We start from the raw sequence: 17214 nt of genomic DNA, 5'->3' as shown, positions 1-17214 counted from the left end.
GTATTTCAATTTACTATGCACTTAACAGCCTTACTCACCAAGTGTTGAGCAAAATGATTACTTAATCTCAGCCTTCGATTTAAAAGCCTCAAACTGCTTGGTCAGCTTTTCTAGTTGATCATAGGCATCTTTACCCATCATCTGGTCAGCACCGGTAGTCATATAATACAAATACTCCATTTGATCAATCATCATTGGCTGTGGATAAGTGATGTCCAGCTCACGAATTTCTTTTAAATATCCTTCAAGCACCTCTTTTCTTGCCTTATCAGCATCTTCCATTTTCTCCTTAGCCTTTATCTTCTTCAGCTCTTTATTAATTTTATCTTCCACCATTCGAGCTTCAGAAAGCAGTGCTATTACCTTATTGCTAAACTCATACTGCGCCTGAATATCCGTCACAGAAGTATTAGCAGCTGCCAATCTAGGGTCTGGAAGCAACTCAAAAGCCTGCTCCAATACTTTATCACCAACATAAAGTTTTGCTGTAAACTTGCCCGGAACCACTAGTGGCCCGTTTTTATATTTTCTATTGTCACGTGAATCCCAAGGTCCCGTAGCAGACATGTCCCACTTAAATCTATTGATGCCCTTTTTATTATTGAGCGACTTATCCACAATATAAGTAGTGCTGTTCAGCTGCATATTCTCTTCCTTGATTGGCGTCATTTTGGTGCCCGTTGTGTCACTATAATAAGTATTAACAACTGTGCCTTTGGCATCTATAAACTCTAGTTTTAATGCTCCTTTCGCCTTTTCCGGAAGGTAGTAATCTACATAAACTCCCGGCTCAGTAAATTGTGGGGTAGCATCTCCATCAATGCGCATATAGGTTTCTCTATTTCTAATGGTCTTTTCAGGAATAAAAAGTGCCGCCTCACTGCCAGAGCCATTATACTTAAGTAAAGTATTGATGTTATCGCCAATCCAGAAGCCTCTTCCCATGGTAGACATTACTAAATCACCCTGATGAATTTTAATGTCTGTGATTGGAGTGATGGGCAAATTCTGCTGAAAAGAATGCCATTTCTTTCCGTCATCAAAAGAAACAAATAAACCATCATCAGTTCCAGCAAATAACAGTCCCTCTTTATCAGGATGCTCACGAATCACTCGGGTAGGAGTGTCAGCATCCATTCCATTAGTGCCATCTGTTAGCAAAGTCCAGCTCTTACCATAATCGGTAGTTCTGTAGATATAAGGTTTTCTGTCACCAAGCTGATATCTCAAAACAGCAATGTATGCTTTAGCAGGGTTATGAGGAGAAGGCTCAACGGCATCTACTCTTCCTCCTGATGGCATTTTTGGCGTAACATTTTTCCAGTTAGCACCATCATCGGTAGTTACATACACAGGGCCGTCATTGGCACCAGTCCAGATTACCCCTTGCTTTGCAGATGATTCTCTGATAGCATAAATGGTACTGTAATATTCTTCGCCTGTAATATCTCTTGTAATTGGGCTACCTGATATTACTTGCTTGTCTTTTTCAAATGCCGTTAAGTCCGGTGAAATAGTTTCCCAGGTTTTTCCATCATCCTTAGTTCTGTGCACATATTGAGAAGTATGATAGACCACATCAGGATTATGCGGAGAAACATGAACTGGTGATACTCTTTGAAATCTATAGGTTAAATCCTTAGGATCATGACCATACAGATTGGCTGCGCCAACATAATAGGCCTTTTCTGTTCCGGTAATCTTATTGAAAACTCCAAAGCGGCCTTTACAATTAGTATAAACAATATTATGGTTGCCAGGCTTTGGTACTGCAGGTCCGGTTTCACAACCTCCTGTATTCATAATCCAACCCACATCTGAAGCTTGAATAGAACCAGGAGGATTACTTGGAACGGCAACGGTAGTGTAATTGTCTTGCATGCCACCATATAACCAGTAAGGATACTGGTCATCAACCTCCACCTGATAAATTTCAGAGGTTGGCTGGTTGTACTGTGTTGACCAGGATTTGCCATCATTATGGGTCACATTGGCTCCGCCATCATTACTTTGAATAAATAAATCTGAGTTGTCAGGATTTATCCACATGTCATGGTTATCTCCATGAGGCACTGACTTTCTTTTCCAACTTTTACCACCATCATCAGAGGTATAATAGCCAGTGGCCATTACATAAAGTTTATCTGGATTGGTAGGATCAACTTCTATGTTGGTATAGTAAAAAGGACGGGTACGCAGGCCTCCTTCATTAGACATTAACTTAAATGATGCTCCCTGATCTTCAGATTTATAAACCCCACCCAAATCATCAGGAGCTTCTACAAGGGCATACAATATTTTTGAATCAACATCAGGCACCGCCAGGTCAATTTTACCAATCAGACCGGTAGGCAGTCCTTTAGTTAGTTTCTTCCAGTTCTTTCCTCCATCCATAGATTTATAAATGCCACCCTCTTCCTGCGAGCCTCCACTGATAATGGTCCATGGTGTTCTTTGAGCTTTCCATGCTGTAGCATAAACAATCTCAGGATTGCCTGGTAGCAACACGATATCTCTTGCACCTACTTTATCAGAAACATAAAACACCTTATTCCAGGTCTCTCCACCATCTGTGGTTTTGTAAACTCCTCGTTCAGAGTTAGCTACAAAAGGATTACCAATGGCAGCTACATAAACAATATTATGGTTATCCGGGTGTATTTCAACAGCTCCTATTTGACCTACTTTTTCAAGCCCAATATGCTTCCAGGTTTTACCTGCATCTATGGACTTATACATTCCTTTACCCTCAATCACATTGCTTCTCAGTCCATCGGTACCTGTGCCCACATAAACGATGTTAGGATCCTTTTGATCAACCGAAATTGATCCGATAGAAGGTGTATCAAAAAACCCATCAGAAACATTCTCCCAGGTGGTACCATAGTCTACTGATTTCCAAACACCACCCCCAGTGGCACCCAAATAGAATGTGCCTGGCTCTACTCTGGTGCCAGCAACAGCTGTAACACGGCCTCCACGAAGTGGCCCAAGGTTTCTAAACTTAAATGCTGAGAAGTCTTGCGCTACAAGCAGCAGCGGGAAAAACAATAGACAAACTAAAAGAGGTCTGATGGATCGATTCATGATGATTAAATTGATTTCAGTCTAATTTAGTTGAAATATTTACCTTTTGATAATCAACCATCTTAAGTAACTGTGAATTTTATATAAATGGTTATCTTGAAAACTGTCTGGTTTTTCAAAGTCAGAAGAAACTAAAAATTGCAAACATCCGTTTAATTAATGTTGCAACATTGAATTAGAAATGGAAAGCCTCAACCCACTTAAAAATCTCATTAATAATTTCCCCAAAACTAGTTATAAGATGCCCGTCTTATTTGTTGGGCACGGGTCGCCAATGAATGGCATATTAGACAATGAGTTTAGCCAGTATTGGTCTAAACTCGCTCAGGAAATACCTACACCAAAGGCGGTATTATGTATTTCGGCACATTGGCTTACCCATGGCACGCACATTACTGCCATGGATTTTCCAAGGACCATCCACGATTTTGGAGGCTTTCCTAAAGACTTGTTTGATGTAGATTATCCCGCGCCCGGAGATAGCTTGCTAGCAGCAGCAACCAAATCCTTAATAGAGAAAACTGATGTTGTGCTGGATAATGATTGGGGGTTAGATCATGGCACCTGGTCTATTGTAAGGCACATGTATCCTAATGCAGATGTACCGGTACTTCAGTTGAGTATTGATTATAATAAATCGGCAAAATACCATTATGAATTGGCAGCAGAACTTAGCAAACTAAGGGAGCATGGGGTACTTATAATGGGGAGTGGTAACATGGTTCATAATTTAAGAATCATGGATTTCTCAAAAATGAATGATACAGAGAGCTATGGTTTTGACTGGGCTAATGATCTCAATCAAGTATTCAAAAACAAAATTGCTGATGGGGACCATTCATCTTTAATCAATTATGATTCGCTTCATGAGGCTGCTCGTTTGGCCATACCAACTCCTGATCATTACTATCCTTTGATCTATACTCTAGGTTTGCAAAGTAAGGATGACGAAGCTTCCTTTTTTAATGATAAAGCCGTGGCGGGTTCTATTACTATGACTTCAGTCCGCTTTGGCTAGGTTATCCCAGGTTGCCTTTTTATAGGTACGGCTAATCGGGATAGTGTGACTTTCTATTTCAATTTCCTCTTTATTGAAATTTGAAATTTTGTCTTTATTCACCAGAAATGAGCGGTGTATTCTTAAATATAAATCGGGAAGTCGCTCCTCAAGGCTGCTAATTTTTTCTTTAGTAATAACAGAAGTATTATCTACCAAGTTAACCTTAACATAGTCGCCCAGGCTTTCGATGAATAAAACATCATCGAAATTTATACTCACTTGCTTTCTATTAGATCTTACAATAAAACTCCCTGTTTCATATTTTTCCTTTTCCTCCGCAAGGCTGGTGATCTTCTGTTCATCAGACATGGAGCGCTTCACAAATGAAATGAAAGAAAATAACAGCACCACAAAATATAAAACTGTGGCCAACGAAAAGGCATCTGTCATATATGGCCCCATATTTTTATAGGAATACTCCGCCAGATAAATAAAAGACAAGATCATCACTACCAGCTCCAGATAAATAGAGACTATTACCATATAAAAAGTATAAAGAGAAAACTTAAAATACCGTTTTGTCAACAGGAACTTTGGAACAAGGTACAGGTTGAAAAAGTAGCAAGTACCCACTACCACAGGCAGCAGCATGGAAACAAAGTAAAAGGAGGTGCTGAAATCATCAAACTGCCGACCAAATATCAGCGTCAGCATAACATGCACGACTATCCAAAATGTGATATGTAAAGAAGGTTTCACTGCTGCTAATATCTGTCTTTTGAGCGAATAAAGGCATAAAAGTCGATGAATTACCTGTTTAGCACTGTTTTTGACATTGCCTCTAGCCTCATCAGACCACTACATTTGTCTCAAGATCTTTAACTAAATTTATACTACTATGATTGATTTATTTTATGCTGGCGATCCACTATTTATGGGTATGTTAACACTAGTTCTTTTTGTGAACCTTGCTATAAGCACTATGTATTTTCTGGCTATCCAAAAAGGTGAGCCCAGCGTTGATGACATACGAAGAAAGCTGAAAACCATTAAAAGCGTTGGCCTTTTTGGCTTGATGCTAGGTATTCTAACTCAATTAATGGGTTTGCACGGGATGTTTCTAGCCATTGAAGAAATTGGGGATGTATCACCTGCACTTCTAGCAGGAGGGTTGAAAGTTTCATTGATATCAACGGAGTATGGTATTGTTATCTTTTTGATTTCTTATCTAATATGGTTTGCACTTACAGCTTTGAATCAGAAGCGTGGATAAAAAAAGAGGGCTAAAAAGCCCTCTTCATTAATTTCCTGAGTCGTCTTCATCATCAAAATAGGCATCTTCATCGAAGTCCTCCGCATTGATACTTCTTCCAATATCAAGAATCTTAAATTCGGTTCTTCTGTTAACCTGATGTTCTTCCTCTGTAGTGGCATTAGGTATAATCAGCTTAGACTCTCCATAACCGCGAGCTACAAGCCGGGCCTTGTTAATGCCTTGTGATGCGATATAGTCTACAGCCGATTGCGCCCTACGCTCTGAAAGCTTCAAGTTATATTGATCCGTCTGGCGATCATCAGTATGTGAGCTCAACTCAATTTTTATTTCTGGATTGTCTTTAAGAATTGTTACCAACTTATCAAGCTCAAGCGCTGCATCATCCCTAATTTCATAGCGGTCAAGATCATAATAAATATTCTCCATTACGAAGATTTTATCAATTTCAAGCTTCTCAAGCACCATCAAGGTATCAAACTTCACATCTGTAACTAGCTGTGTCAAGGTGTCTCTATCAGCTGACTTTCCTATTGTAGTAAATGGCTGTCTTGTGATCAGATACTTCTGCTTTCCTCCTCTTTTTGTACCTACCAAATTATAACGCTCATGTTCATAAACTCTGAAAAGAAATTTGCCATCTTCCTCGGTGGTAGTCTCATCAATTTCTTTACCCTCAAAGTCAAGTAATTTGACTTCTACACCGGGTAATATTTCCAACTCATCTTTGTTATTGTGGGTCATCGTTACCCCTTCAAGGTAATAATTCACAATTTTGAGATCTGGATCTTCATTAACAAAGGTATAAATGTCATCATCTCCTTCCCCTCCGTCTCTGTTCGATGTAAAGAAACCTCTGTCTGCTTTAAACAAGAACATTCCAAAATCATCGGCATTTGAGTTTATAGGCTCTGCAAGATTTTCAATTTCAATTTGTCCATTACGCCTTCTGGCAACAAAAAGGTCTAACCCGCCAAACCCAGGATGCCCATCGCTAGAGAAGTACATATGCCCATCATCAGAGATATATGGGAACATCTCATTTCCGGTGGTATTTACTTCAGGTCCAAGGTTTGTTACTTTGAAAAATCTACCTCTCGAGTTTCTTCTGGCACTATAAATATCAACACCACCATAACCACCCGGCCTGTTTGATGCAAAATATAAGGTACGCCCATCTCTACTAAACGCAGGTGATGAGTCCCAATAGCCAGGATTATTAATGTTTAACATACGCGGCTCCAACCACTGCCCATTTCTTAATACAGACATGTATAAGTTTACATCAGCCGTTCCTTTTCTTTTACCCGAATTGCCTCTGGCAAAAACCATGGTTTTACCGTCCGGACTAAAGGTTAATGAACCTTCATTGACATTGCTGTTATTGATCAGGTCACTGATAGATTCAATTGAAGTGCTATCAACTCTGGCTCCTTTAGTCTGAGCTTTATAAATATTGGTAAATGGGGTACCTGTTGCCAGATAAATTTTATTATCTCCTCGTGAAGAGGTAAAAAATAATTCTCCATCATTATAAATTGGAGAATATTCGGCTGCTTTAGTATTAACCGCAGTTAAATTCTTAACCCTGAAAAAATTCTTCTTGGCTCTTATTTCATCGAGGTTGTTCAAATTGTCAAACTCTTCATTGGCCCTTGCCACAAAAGTTTCGTCTGTTACCTTCTTAAGGTATTCATTCAACTCACCTCTGGCCTGATCATACTGCCCTCTGGATTTTAGTGCAAAGGCATAGAACAATTGGATGGAATCATTCTCCATACCATTAAGCATTGCCCTTTCATAATAGGGTGCTGCCTCAAACATTCGATTCGACTGGCGATAAGATTCCGCCACAAAGAAGTTAGCTTCTGGATCATCAGGGTTTTTTTCAAGAACCTTTGAATACATGTCTATTGTATTCTGAAACCTACCCAAAGAGAATTCTTTGTTTGCCTTTTTGTTAACACTACATGCCGACACAAATACGGTAATGGCAATGATTAAAAATTTACGCATATGGCTCATACCATTAAATTTCATTCTATTATCGATTTACCGTTCTGAATTGATAACGACAAAAAAATTAGTTCTGTTGTAGCGTTTTAAAATATCTACTCGCCCAACTTTTTAAAACTGGCTGTTTCCAATCTTCATCAAGCTCCTTTTTAGAGCTAACCGAGTTATTAACTAACACTGCAGAAGAAGGAATTTCACCATTTTCAACTTTTGCTTTTAAGGTACTGAGTGATTCTATAACTATCTGTCCATTAAATATAAATGCAATTTTTGTTCGGTCAAAAAGGTCTAATTGATATTCTGCATCTATGGCTTTCATAAAAGCTACCGAAGCATCAATAGAACAGCCTGTAGCATGATTAAAAGACTCATCTACTGCAACAATTAAAAACCTGTCATCACGGATTTCGAAAGATGTTTTTAGCTCTTTGCCGTGTGCTGCCCACTGCTCCAAAAATGCATTAGTATTTTTCGTAATAGTTTCTTGTTCAGCAGCGGTTAATGCTCTTTGAGATTGGTATACCCAGACTCTTGCATTATCTGGCATTAAATCAAAAGGTGTAGTCATAGCAGTCAAATTTATGAATAAAACTGAAACTGGTTACGATAAGTTCTTAAAAGCTAAAGAAGCAAAAGTCATCAGAGCGACCTTTTTGAAGCAACATTACCTATTACCTTTTCCGTTAGTTTGGGTAAACCCTACAAATCGGTACTTCGATTAAACCAAAAATGAAAAAAACGTTACTAATATTATCAATAGTTTTTACCGGCTGCATCGGCACAGATGTGGTCGATGACCCAATAGTGCCTCAAGTGATTACGATCAATGAGTCAACTCAGGCCATTATGCTGGGTGATGACAAGGTATTTACCGTTACCTACTTCAATGAATATGGTATTGAGGAAACTATATCACCAGACTGGTTTATTGAGGATACAGAAATCGCCAGCGTTAGTTCATCTGGTGTAGTAACTGCAAAAAGTATGGGCCAGACATCACTCATCGCCAAATTTGATGAGGCCGAAAGTGAACCTGTATTAATTACAGTAACCGGTACAGTAGATGACGTTGCAACCGTAATTGTGGAAGCCGAGGCTACTCAAGTTGATATTGGAGCCTCAATTCAACTTATAGCAACACCTCTTAACATTTTAGAAAATGAGCTTATGGGATTGCCAGTAAGTTGGTCGGTTAATGATAACAGCATTGCCTCCATTAATCAGTCTGGCCTGTTAACGGGAAAATCACAAGGTGTTGTAAATGTAACTGCCACAGTCGAAGGCATAAAAAGTGACCCTTTCATTGTTAATGTTGGCGGGCAAGCTAAAATTACAATGTTCAGTGGCGAAAGTGGATATACTGCGGAAGGAACGGCCACGCTCTCAAAAGCAGCAGACGGTACCGTTACGCTGTACTTAGCTGAAGATTTTAAGACCTCATTTGCATTAGGCACTTTCATATATTTATCAAACTTCACTTCTGGAGGAGATACCAAGGCCAAAGGACTTGATTTGGGTGAGATAAAAGAAAATGGTGCACATACATTTAATGTAACTGCGCTAGACTCAGATGTCGATCTCACCACCTACAGATATGTTATTATTTTATGTAAACCAGCAGCCATCACGTTCGGAATTGGTGACTTTCAAGAATAAACTATGAAGAAGATATTCACACTTGTACTCATTCTTTTTTTAGCTCAGACTTTACAAGCTGGTGGTGGCTGGCCACAGCAAAAGGGCAAGGGCTATTTCAAACTAGGACAGAATTTCATCATTGCTGATAACTTTTATAATCTTCAGGGGGAGGTTATAGGCATTACAACTATCAGTTTATATACCACAAGTTTTTATGGTGAATATGGCATCACGGATAGACTAACAGGAATGTTATATACGCCCTTTTTTGTACGCAGCACCCTAAATGAAGTGGAGCGCAGACAGTCAGGAAATCTAGAACCCGGAGATGCTATCAACTCTTTTGGTGATACAGATATAGGAATTAAATATGGATTAACTCCTGGTAAAAAAATTGCTGTCTCGGCTACACTTTTATTTGGTTTGCCTTTAGGTAAAACTGCAGAAGGCACTACTGATGCAGGAGAACCGAGAATTTTACAAACTGGTGATGGTGAGTTTAATCAAATGCTGATGATTGATGCCAGTCACTCTTTTTACCCAACTCCTTTATATGCCTCTGTGGGTTTGGGTTATAATAACCGAACCAAAGGCTTTTCTGATGAAGTTCGAGCTACTGGAGAGATAGGCTATCAACCTTCAAGTCATTGGAATTTGGCTATGAAGTTGTTCATTACGCAGTCGACCAATAATGGTGATTCTGATGGTGGAGCAGGTAGTGGCGTTTTTGGTAACAATGTTGAATATGTCTCCTTTGGCCCCGAGGTAAGCTACATTTTTAAGGAGAATTTTGGTCTAGTAGCTTCTGCAGCATTTGCCAGCAGCGGACAAAACCTACTTGCCGCTCCTAATTTTGGTGTTGGAGCTTTCTTAAAACTTTAAACTTATTATCAATTTTCCCTTATAGTCTCCACCGGATTAGTTTGGATGACCTTGTAAGAACGGGTAAAAACTGTGACTGCCGCAATAAGAACGGCTACCATTCCAGCAGCTCCAAAATGCCACCACTCCAGTGCTATTTTATAGGTGAAATTTTCCAGCCAGCTGGTCATAGCATACCACGCAAGTGGCCAGGCCAGAAGATTGGCTATCAAAACCAATAATATAAACTCAACGCTTAGCAGGTTGAGAATATTAGCTGCCGTGGCACCCAACACTTTTCTAATACCGATCTCATGAACTCTTGAGTTTACCCTGTAAGTCACCAGGCCTACAAGACCGAGAAAGGCGATAAGAATAGCAAGGCCTGAGAAGTAGCCAATAAGCTCCCCTGTCTTTCGCTCTGACTGATATTGTTCATTGAGTTTTTGATCTAAGAACAAGGGAACAAATGGCTTTTCTGGCTCGAATTTTTTCCAACTGGCCTCGAGTTTTTCTAAAGTGTTATACACACTGCCCTCGTTGACTCTTACAGCAACATAACTTATGAAGCTGTTAGAAAAACCAATAAATAGTGGCTTAATGTCAGTTTTAAGGCTCATATAATTAAAATCCTCCACCATACCAATAATCTGTTTTTTTCCGCGGCCCCAACCCACAAGTTGGCCTTCCCAATTTTTATCTTTAAGGAAATCCACCATGGCCTCGTTTATCAGCAGGTTCTGATGATCAGCCTCATTGGTTTTATCGAAATCTCTACCGCCTATGAGGTTTACACCAAAAGTTTTGGCAAAATCATGGTCCGTGAAGAGTCCTGGAATGTTTTGCGGGTCATCATACCCAGTGATACCGAAAGGTCGGGAAGGCACATCCTGACCCAATATATCCGAAATGGCGCTGGCCGCAATAACCTCCGGATGCCCGATAAGTTCAGTTTTAAAACTTTCAGGATTTTCTATAATTGTTGTTCCTCTAATAGGAATTAAAACAATCTCTTCTTTGCTAAAGCCCAGTTCCTTTGAAGTCAAAAAATGATATTGTTGATAAATAACAAAGGCACTTACCAATAAGATAATTGATATCATAAACTGAAATACCACCAATGATTTTCTGAACAGGTTGATGCTTTTATTTCCTGTGGATTTTGATGTTTTAAGCACATCAGCAGGTTTAAAGCCAGATAATATAAACGCTGGGTAAATACCCGAAATTATACCTAAAATAAACGTGCCTAGCAGTACTGCTGTAATTACGGGTATGGTCAAAATTTGCTCTATATTTATAAAAGCATCAAGCAAATACTCAAAGGTTGGAAATATAAAATACATGGCTACAGCAGCCAGTATTAGACTAAAGAAGCTCATTAAAACCGACTCACCGAAAAATTGCATTACGAGATTCTTTCTAGTAGAGCCAAGCACCTTTCTCATCGCTACTTCTTTAGATCTTCTTATAGCGCTGGCTGTGGATAAGTTGATAAAATTGATGGCAGCTATTAATAATATAAAGCCGGCTATTACCGCTGCTATATAAATAGACTCTTTGCTAATGGATGGCTCTAACTCCTGATATAAATCGGTTGTGGTATGAATATCATTAAGTGGCTGCAGATAAAGCTCACTTAAATCCACAATCTGCTTAGGAAAATGATCCTGAACCACGGTCTTCATATAATCTTCAAAATCATTAACCGCGTACCTGTCCGGTAGGGTAACATAGGTATGCACCGGATTCCAATACCAACCCTGCCAGCCCCAGTTATTTCCTGTGGCTTTAAAAATGTCTTCGAGGTTTAATAACGGAATCAAAAAGTCATAATGAAAATGTGAATTAGGTACCACATCTTTGGACACACCGGTAACGGTTAACTCAAGGCTGTTCTCCAAAATGAGTGTTTTGCCAATTACATCGGTGCTACCAAAATAACGATTAGCAGTACTTTCAGTAGTGACTACTGATTGTGGTTGTTTTAGGGCTGTTAACTTATCTCCAGTAATGACCTCAAATGAAAAAGTCTTGAAAAACGAGGTGTCTACAAAGAAGATTTCCTTTTCATAGAATTTCTTAGTCTTGTCCACATCACTCATCAAGGGCTCTTTTTGCCATGCCTTATACATTCTGGTGACTATAGCATCCGGGTGATCGCTTTGCAAAGTAGGACCAACAGGCCATGGTACGGAAGCAGAATGTTCCTGAACTACACCATCCTCACCAGTCACTCTTTCAATAACACGATAGGTGTTTTCAGCATTATTATGAAATTTATCAAAGCTTAACTCATTGGCAACATAACTGAAAATCAGCAATGAACAAGTTAACCCAAGGGTAAGGCCGAAGATATTAAGCGCACTATAAAACTTGTTCTTCATCAAATTTCTATAGGCAATGGTTAGATAATTTCTTAGCATGATGGTTTGGTTATTGGATGGATAACTGTTTTTGTCACCGCTGATGACATAAGACTTGAAGGAGAAAATGACCTCTTTGAACAAAAGCCAATTGGCTCTATAAATAGGCATAGTTGACACCCTCAACCGATAGACTTCTTCGAGATCACCACGGACCTCATCCAGATGGTCTGCGTGGCAGAAGGAATTAAGCAGAGACAATATCCATTTGGGAGGTTGCCGTTCCATAGCCTAATCAAAGTTTAGTTTAGGAACTTCCTGCCACAGACTCGCCCTATTGTGCTGGATTTCGCGAAGCACTTCATAACCCGGTTGCGTGACCTTATACAATCGCTTCTTTTTTCCGCCTCTTAGTTGTGTGGCTTCACCAAGTTTTGAATCAATGAATTTTTTGCTTTCCAGTCTTTTGAGAACGGTATGTACAGCAGGAATAGAAATGGTTTTGTTCATTACATTTTCATACTCTTCCGCTATAGATACTGCATAAGCCTCACTTTCATTGAATTTTAAAACCAACAAAAGTATCATCTCCTCAAGGTTGCCCAGTTGTGTCATATTAATCTATACATCTATTTAATTAATAAATGTATAAAATATACGATATGTTTCAAAAAGGGTTACTTAGATTATAAATATGACTTAAATAACTTGCTTTCCAGGCTTTGACGTCAGGAAAATTAGCAATGCGATGGGTAAGATGATTATTAAAAACAACGGTACATTGAATGTACAGAACAATGTGGATATTGGGTCACAGACCTGAACCATTAGAAAGAAAAAATATTGCGCCACTATCGCGAAAATAAGTGTACCAATCAATAGTCTTCTCGATTTGAACCAGCTAACAATCCATGGCAAAACGTAAAATATCCAAGCTGCTGTGACCATTATACTATCTTCTCCGCCTGAAGACATAAGATCATTACAGTATAGCACATCCCGTTCACCATCACCACATTCACTCAGTCCATTGGTATAGTTTTCATAAAGCCAAAAAGAAATTAATTGAAGAGTAAGCGTTATTCTTGAAATCATACCTTTGATTTAGCTATTCAATCTTTTTAATAGATAATAAAGATTGGTCCAGTAGAGAAACTCCCTCTTCTTTACATATATAATTGACCACTAAATAATCAGAAATTAACATTTCCTTCCATTGATAAGATGAATCCTCTCTGGCTACTCCAATCTTAACATTAGCACTATCGTATAAATGAATGTAATCCTCTCCTTCAAAATAATTAGGTTCAGTGTCAGTCTGACAATTTATACTTAAGACCCCTTTTAAGTCTTCAAATCGGATGTTTCTATAGTATCCGTGGAACCCCCAAATACTAGTATCAGATTCAATATTGGCCAACTGCATTGAGTATTTTTTACCCAAACAGGAAAATTCCACCTCTTCTGTTTGAGCGAAGGCTTTAATTGAAAGGAGCGTCACAAATAGTAGAAACAGGTATCTCACATACCAATAATACCCACTTCGGCCCAATTATTCACAAGTACATTCAACAAAACCGCTATTTAGAAACCTCCGCCAGCAGTGATTTTAAATAATCATTTTCAGGCTCGATCCGTAGCCCTTCAAGTGTTGCCAGCCTGGCCGATTCATGATCACCAAGCATCAGGTAATATCTCCCCATGCTATAGAAAGGATAGTATTCTTCCTTAAAAATTCTGCAGTTGATTTTATACACCAACTGCGCCTGAGGTATTTGAAATGAGGTAAGTAGTTTTAATGCATAAGTATTGAGCTCATACATGTTCATCACCATAGGGGTATAGGCCTCCACTAGCGAATCAATTTCGTCATTTAATACGCTCACTTCCCTTTCCTGAAAAAGCGTATTCAGCTGGGCAACCACTCTATAATTAGGATCGTAGTCATCACCAGCCAGCACAGCTATTATATCTTCTTCCAACGATTTAATAGGTGACTCTACAATACGACCAGTTTCTTTGTCCCCCTTATAAAAAACAAAAGTTGGTACTCGGTGAATGTTCATTCCTGCCTCTTCACCGAAAGGACTTTGCTTATAATCTTCAAAGGTGTTACTCACACCTATAATGGTATGCTTCTTGAATTTTGCATCATCTAAAATTCTTAAAAACTTAGGTACTTCTCTGCGACTATCGCCACACCAGGTTCCAAAGAATACCTGAATAGAATCGACATCTTCTAAAAGCGATTTTATTTCTGTGAGTTGCACTTTATCAAGAGCACTTGAATCGTAATTAGGTTTGAACCACTCCTTATAAGGAGATTTTTGAAGACTCTTGACACCAATAGGCCCAACCAGATTTGGCCTGCCTTTGGTGGTGAGCTGATATCCCTTTTGGGCATAGCCAGCAGTACAGATAATGGAGATAAATAAAATGGCGAAGTAATGTTTCATAGTTGTAGGTTTTTTTCAAACCTACTCACATCACTTCGCCAGCTTTGTTAACGAATTCTTAAATATTGTTATCGAGTTGTTAAACTTCGATTATAGTCCTTCTGACTCGGCAATCAGCTCAGCAAGGTCTTTAACCTGCACAGAGCCTTCTTTCTCTTTGTTTTTAACGCCATCGCTCATCATGGTCAGGCAGAAAGGGCAACCCACCGCAATGGTATCTGCTCCAGTTTCTAAGGCCTCTTCAGTACGGTCGATGTTCACTTCTTTATTTCCTTTCTCAGCATCTTTAAACATTTGTGCACCACCCGCTCCACAGCAGAAACCTTTGGTTTTGCAACGCTTCATTTCTACCAATTCAGCATCCAGCGCCTGAAGCACTTCTCTAGGAGCCTCATAAATATTGTTCGCCCTACCCAGATAGCATGAGTCATGATAGGTAATTTTTCTTCCTTTAAACTCTCCTCCACCTTTCATACCTACTTTACCGTCATTGATAAGCTGTTGCAAGAAATTAGAGTGGTGGATTACCTCATATTTACCTCCTAATGCAGGGTATTCATTTTTAATGGTATTAAAGCAATGCGGACAAGCGGTCACCACCTTTTTAACATTATAGCCATTCATCACCTGAATATTAGCCACCGCCTGCATCTGGAATAAAAACTCATTACCTGCTCTTCTTGCCGGGTCACCCGTGCAGGTTTCCTCAGGCCCGAGTACGGCAAATGATATTCCTACCTTGTTTAATATTTTGACAAATGCTTTGGTCACATTTTTATATCTGTCATCAAAAGAACCGGCACATCCTACCCAAAATAAAATCTCCGGGCTTTCTCCTGAACTGGCCATCTCGGCCATTGTTGGTACTTTATATGTAGTATCGCTCATTATTGTTAGTAGTTAGTAGTTAGTAGTTAGTATTAAGACAATTTCCGTTTTTGAGATTAAATTAATACTAACATCTCAACCTTCTTTCTTTTCTGATTTTAAGTCATTTGCCCAGTTAAACCTGTCCGTTGGAGGAAATTTCCATGGGGCAAAATTGGTTTCTATATTTTGGAACATTGAATTCCAAGAGGCCGGTGAACCAGATTCCTCCATAGCCACAAACCTTCGCATTTCTAATATTATTTCCAGCGGATTGATATTTACCGGGCAGGCCTCCACACAAGCGTTACAACTTGTACAAGCATTAATCTCTTCTTTGGTGATGTAATCACCCAATAAAGACTTGCCATCTTCTAATCCTTTTCCACCTTTCGCCAGGCTGTTACCCACTTCCTCCGCTCTGTCACGCACATCCATCATCACTTTTCGCGGTGATAGCATCTTGCCGGTCTGGTTAGCCGGGCACTCAGAAGTACACCTACCACACTCGGTACATGAATAGGCATTTAAAATATTTTTCCAGGTCAGGTCATTTACATCCTTAGCGCCAAAGCGGCCTACCTCCGCTGGCGGTTCATTGCTCGCCTCAGTAGGAATGCCCAACATCATATTAACCTCATTGGTTACAGCATCCATATTATTCATTTGCCCTTTAGGGTTCAAGTCTCCGTAATAAGTATTTGGGAATGCCAGTGCAATGTGCAAATGCTTAGAATAGGTAATATAAATAGCAAAACCTAAGATGCCCACAATGTGAAACCACCAGGCAGCACGCTCAACAAAAACCAGGAATCCTGTGCTAAAGTTTTCAAAAATTGGAATTAGCATGGAGCTGAAAAACAATGAGCCAGTAGCATGAAATTTCTCAGGCATTCTGGTTTGTAAAATTTGATCAGCCGCATTCATTTTCAGAATGGCAATCATCAAAACAATCTCAATCACCAAAATCAGATTGGCATCCAAAGTGGGCCATTTCTTCATTTCCGGGCTATGAAAACGTTTGACTTTTAATACATTTCTTCTGATCAGGAAGGCAACACAAGATAACAGAACTGCCACTGACAAAAACTCAAAAATGTTCATCAGTACGTTGTAAAATGCACCCAGGTAAGGAGCAAACAGTCGGTGTGTTCCTAAAATACCATCAAGTACAAACTCCAACACCTCAAGGTTGATCACTAAAAAGCCAACATAAATAAATAAATGCAATATTGCCGGAATAGGTCTTTTGAACATCTTTTTCTGACCAAAGGCCACGAGCAACATGTTATTTAATCTGTCGGATTTGTTATCAGAAAGGTCTACATCCTTACCCAGAAGTATGTTTTGCCTTATCCTGGATATCCTTTTAGATAAAATGAAAGCTGCCGCTCCCACTACTATCAAAAAAATCGCTTGTTGTACAAATTGCATAGTTGAGATATTTATTATCTATAATTTTAACAAAAATATTTGCACCAAATACAAAATTCTATAAGTTTGCATCCACTTTTAACGGTGCTGTAGCTCAGTTGGTAGAGCATCGGACTGAAAATCCGTGAGTCGGTGGTTCGAGCCCACTCAGCACCACCTCCAAAAACCTCTTGATTATCAAGGGGTTTTTGTTTTTTTACCCTCTCAAAGCACTTT

The 17214-nt window shown here is 39.3% G+C and carries 16 protein-coding genes and 1 tRNA gene; 6 read left to right on the top strand and 11 right to left on the bottom strand.

Going from position 1 to position 17214, the window contains the following annotated elements:
• Positions 1–57 precede the first annotated feature (57 nt).
• A complete protein-coding gene (locus E1140_RS16800) occupies positions 58–3087 on the bottom strand; it encodes a WD40/YVTN/BNR-like repeat-containing protein (RefSeq protein ID WP_155186576.1) in 3030 nt (1009 codons plus the stop codon).
• A 181-nt stretch (positions 3088–3268) separates the two neighbouring features.
• On the opposite strand from E1140_RS16800, the gene ygiD reads away from it, so the two are divergent.
• Positions 3269–4105 carry a 4,5-DOPA-extradiol-dioxygenase gene (gene ygiD / locus E1140_RS16795; RefSeq protein WP_155186573.1) on the top strand — a complete coding sequence of 279 codons (837 nt, stop codon included), beginning with the start codon at positions 3269–3271 and terminating at the stop codon, positions 4103–4105.
• Here ygiD and E1140_RS22050 read toward each other — a convergent pair.
• A complete protein-coding gene (locus E1140_RS22050) occupies positions 4088–4846 on the bottom strand; it encodes a LytTR family transcriptional regulator DNA-binding domain-containing protein (protein WP_155186570.1) in 759 nt (252 codons plus the stop codon). The two genes, ygiD and E1140_RS22050, sit on opposite strands and share 18 nt — an antisense overlap.
• A 139-nt stretch (positions 4847–4985) precedes the next feature.
• Here E1140_RS22050 and E1140_RS16785 point away from each other — a divergent pair, with 139 nt between their 5' ends.
• Positions 4986–5360, top strand: coding sequence for a MotA/TolQ/ExbB proton channel family protein (locus tag E1140_RS16785; RefSeq protein WP_155186568.1), 375 nt, complete (start codon positions 4986–4988; stop codon positions 5358–5360).
• Positions 5361–5387: 27 nt separating this feature from the next.
• On the opposite strand, the gene E1140_RS16780 is transcribed toward E1140_RS16785, so the two are convergent.
• Positions 5388–7376 (bottom strand): CHU_0125 family OmpA-like outer membrane integrity protein, encoded by a 1989-nt coding sequence (locus E1140_RS16780; protein ID WP_155186566.1) that lies wholly within the window; start codon positions 7374–7376, stop codon positions 5388–5390.
• Between the two features lie 67 nt (positions 7377–7443).
• Positions 7444–7944, bottom strand: coding sequence for a hypothetical protein (locus E1140_RS16775; RefSeq protein ID WP_155186562.1), 501 nt, complete (start codon positions 7942–7944; stop codon positions 7444–7446).
• Positions 7945–7957: 13 nt separating this feature from the next.
• On the opposite strand from E1140_RS16775, the gene E1140_RS16770 reads away from it, so the two are divergent.
• The 3 genes from E1140_RS16770 to E1140_RS16760 are packed head-to-tail and all read left to right on the top strand — an operon-like array spanning position 7958 to position 9896.
• The gene (locus E1140_RS16770; RefSeq protein WP_155186558.1) at positions 7958–8098 is read left to right on the top strand and encodes a hypothetical protein; all 141 of its coding nucleotides are present in this window, start codon (positions 7958–7960) and stop codon (positions 8096–8098) included.
• Between the two features lie 7 nt (positions 8099–8105).
• Positions 8106–9032: an Ig-like domain-containing protein gene (locus tag E1140_RS16765; protein WP_155186555.1), complete on the top strand. Its 927-nt coding sequence runs from the start codon at positions 8106–8108 to the stop codon at positions 9030–9032.
• A gap of 3 nt (positions 9033–9035) precedes the next feature.
• Complete coding sequence (locus E1140_RS16760; RefSeq protein WP_155186552.1) at positions 9036–9896, top strand: transporter; 861 nt, start codon at positions 9036–9038, stop codon at positions 9894–9896.
• 8 nt (positions 9897–9904) lie between these two features.
• Here the strand turns inward: E1140_RS16760 and E1140_RS16755 are convergent, their stop codons facing one another.
• From E1140_RS16755 to E1140_RS16725, 7 genes are all read right to left on the bottom strand, one after another.
• Entirely contained in the window at positions 9905–12529 is a 2625-nt protein-coding gene (locus tag E1140_RS16755) for an FtsX-like permease family protein (protein ID WP_155186548.1), read from the bottom strand.
• Positions 12530–12532: 3 nt separating this feature from the next.
• Positions 12533–12856, bottom strand: a complete 324-nt coding sequence (locus E1140_RS16750) for a helix-turn-helix transcriptional regulator (RefSeq protein ID WP_155186545.1) — start codon at positions 12854–12856, stop codon at positions 12533–12535.
• Positions 12857–12940: 84 nt separating this feature from the next.
• Positions 12941–13336: a hypothetical protein gene (locus E1140_RS16745; RefSeq protein WP_155186542.1), complete on the bottom strand. Its 396-nt coding sequence runs from the start codon at positions 13334–13336 to the stop codon at positions 12941–12943.
• A gap of 13 nt (positions 13337–13349) precedes the next feature.
• Positions 13350–13700 carry a hypothetical protein gene (locus E1140_RS16740; protein WP_155186539.1) on the bottom strand — a complete coding sequence of 117 codons (351 nt, stop codon included), beginning with the start codon at positions 13698–13700 and terminating at the stop codon, positions 13350–13352.
• A 121-nt stretch (positions 13701–13821) separates the two neighbouring features.
• Positions 13822–14697, bottom strand: coding sequence for a thioredoxin family protein (locus tag E1140_RS16735; protein ID WP_155186536.1), 876 nt, complete (start codon positions 14695–14697; stop codon positions 13822–13824).
• A 90-nt stretch (positions 14698–14787) separates the two neighbouring features.
• A complete protein-coding gene (locus E1140_RS16730) occupies positions 14788–15585 on the bottom strand; it encodes a (Fe-S)-binding protein (protein ID WP_185153643.1) in 798 nt (265 codons plus the stop codon).
• Between the two features lie 75 nt (positions 15586–15660).
• Complete coding sequence (locus E1140_RS16725) at positions 15661–16998, bottom strand: 4Fe-4S dicluster domain-containing protein (protein ID WP_155186533.1); 1338 nt, start codon at positions 16996–16998, stop codon at positions 15661–15663.
• Positions 16999–17081: 83 nt separating this feature from the next.
• Here E1140_RS16725 and E1140_RS16720 point away from each other — a divergent pair.
• Positions 17082–17154: transfer RNA gene (locus E1140_RS16720), tRNA-Phe, on the top strand.
• Positions 17155–17214: the final 60 nt, after the last annotated feature.

The organism is Fulvivirga lutimaris, assembly GCF_009711525.1.
GTDB lineage: Bacteria > Bacteroidota > Bacteroidia > Cytophagales > Cyclobacteriaceae > Fulvivirga > Fulvivirga lutimaris.
The sequence above is the reverse complement of the archived record's forward strand: the minus strand, read 5'-3'. Positions and strand labels throughout refer to the sequence as shown.

What these genes read in the sequence shown, in the direction of transcription:
- E1140_RS16800 (WP_155186576.1), bottom strand. Translation starts at nt 3,087, where the DNA reads ATGAATCGATCCATCAGACCTCTTTTAGTTTGTCTATTGTTTTTCCCG.
- ygiD (WP_155186573.1), top strand. Translation starts at nt 3,269, where the DNA reads ATGGAAAGCCTCAACCCACTTAAAAATCTCATTAATAATTTCCCCAAA.
- E1140_RS16785 (WP_155186568.1), top strand. Translation starts at nt 4,986, where the DNA reads ATGATTGATTTATTTTATGCTGGCGATCCACTATTTATGGGTATGTTA.
- E1140_RS16780 (WP_155186566.1), bottom strand. Translation starts at nt 7,376, where the DNA reads ATGCGTAAATTTTTAATCATTGCCATTACCGTATTTGTGTCGGCATGT.
- E1140_RS16775 (WP_155186562.1), bottom strand. Translation starts at nt 7,944, where the DNA reads ATGACTACACCTTTTGATTTAATGCCAGATAATGCAAGAGTCTGGGTA.
- E1140_RS16770 (WP_155186558.1), top strand. Translation starts at nt 7,958, where the DNA reads ATGAATAAAACTGAAACTGGTTACGATAAGTTCTTAAAAGCTAAAGAA.
- E1140_RS16765 (WP_155186555.1), top strand. Translation starts at nt 8,106, where the DNA reads ATGAAAAAAACGTTACTAATATTATCAATAGTTTTTACCGGCTGCATC.
- E1140_RS16760 (WP_155186552.1), top strand. Translation starts at nt 9,036, where the DNA reads ATGAAGAAGATATTCACACTTGTACTCATTCTTTTTTTAGCTCAGACT.
- E1140_RS16755 (WP_155186548.1), bottom strand. Translation starts at nt 12,529, where the DNA reads ATGGAACGGCAACCTCCCAAATGGATATTGTCTCTGCTTAATTCCTTC.
- E1140_RS16750 (WP_155186545.1), bottom strand. Translation starts at nt 12,856, where the DNA reads ATGACACAACTGGGCAACCTTGAGGAGATGATACTTTTGTTGGTTTTA.
- E1140_RS16745 (WP_155186542.1), bottom strand. Translation starts at nt 13,336, where the DNA reads ATGATTTCAAGAATAACGCTTACTCTTCAATTAATTTCTTTTTGGCTT.
- E1140_RS16735 (WP_155186536.1), bottom strand. Translation starts at nt 14,697, where the DNA reads ATGAAACATTACTTCGCCATTTTATTTATCTCCATTATCTGTACTGCT.
- E1140_RS16730 (WP_185153643.1), bottom strand. Translation starts at nt 15,585, where the DNA reads ATGAGCGATACTACATATAAAGTACCAACAATGGCCGAGATGGCCAGT.
- E1140_RS16725 (WP_155186533.1), bottom strand. Translation starts at nt 16,998, where the DNA reads ATGCAATTTGTACAACAAGCGATTTTTTTGATAGTAGTGGGAGCGGCA.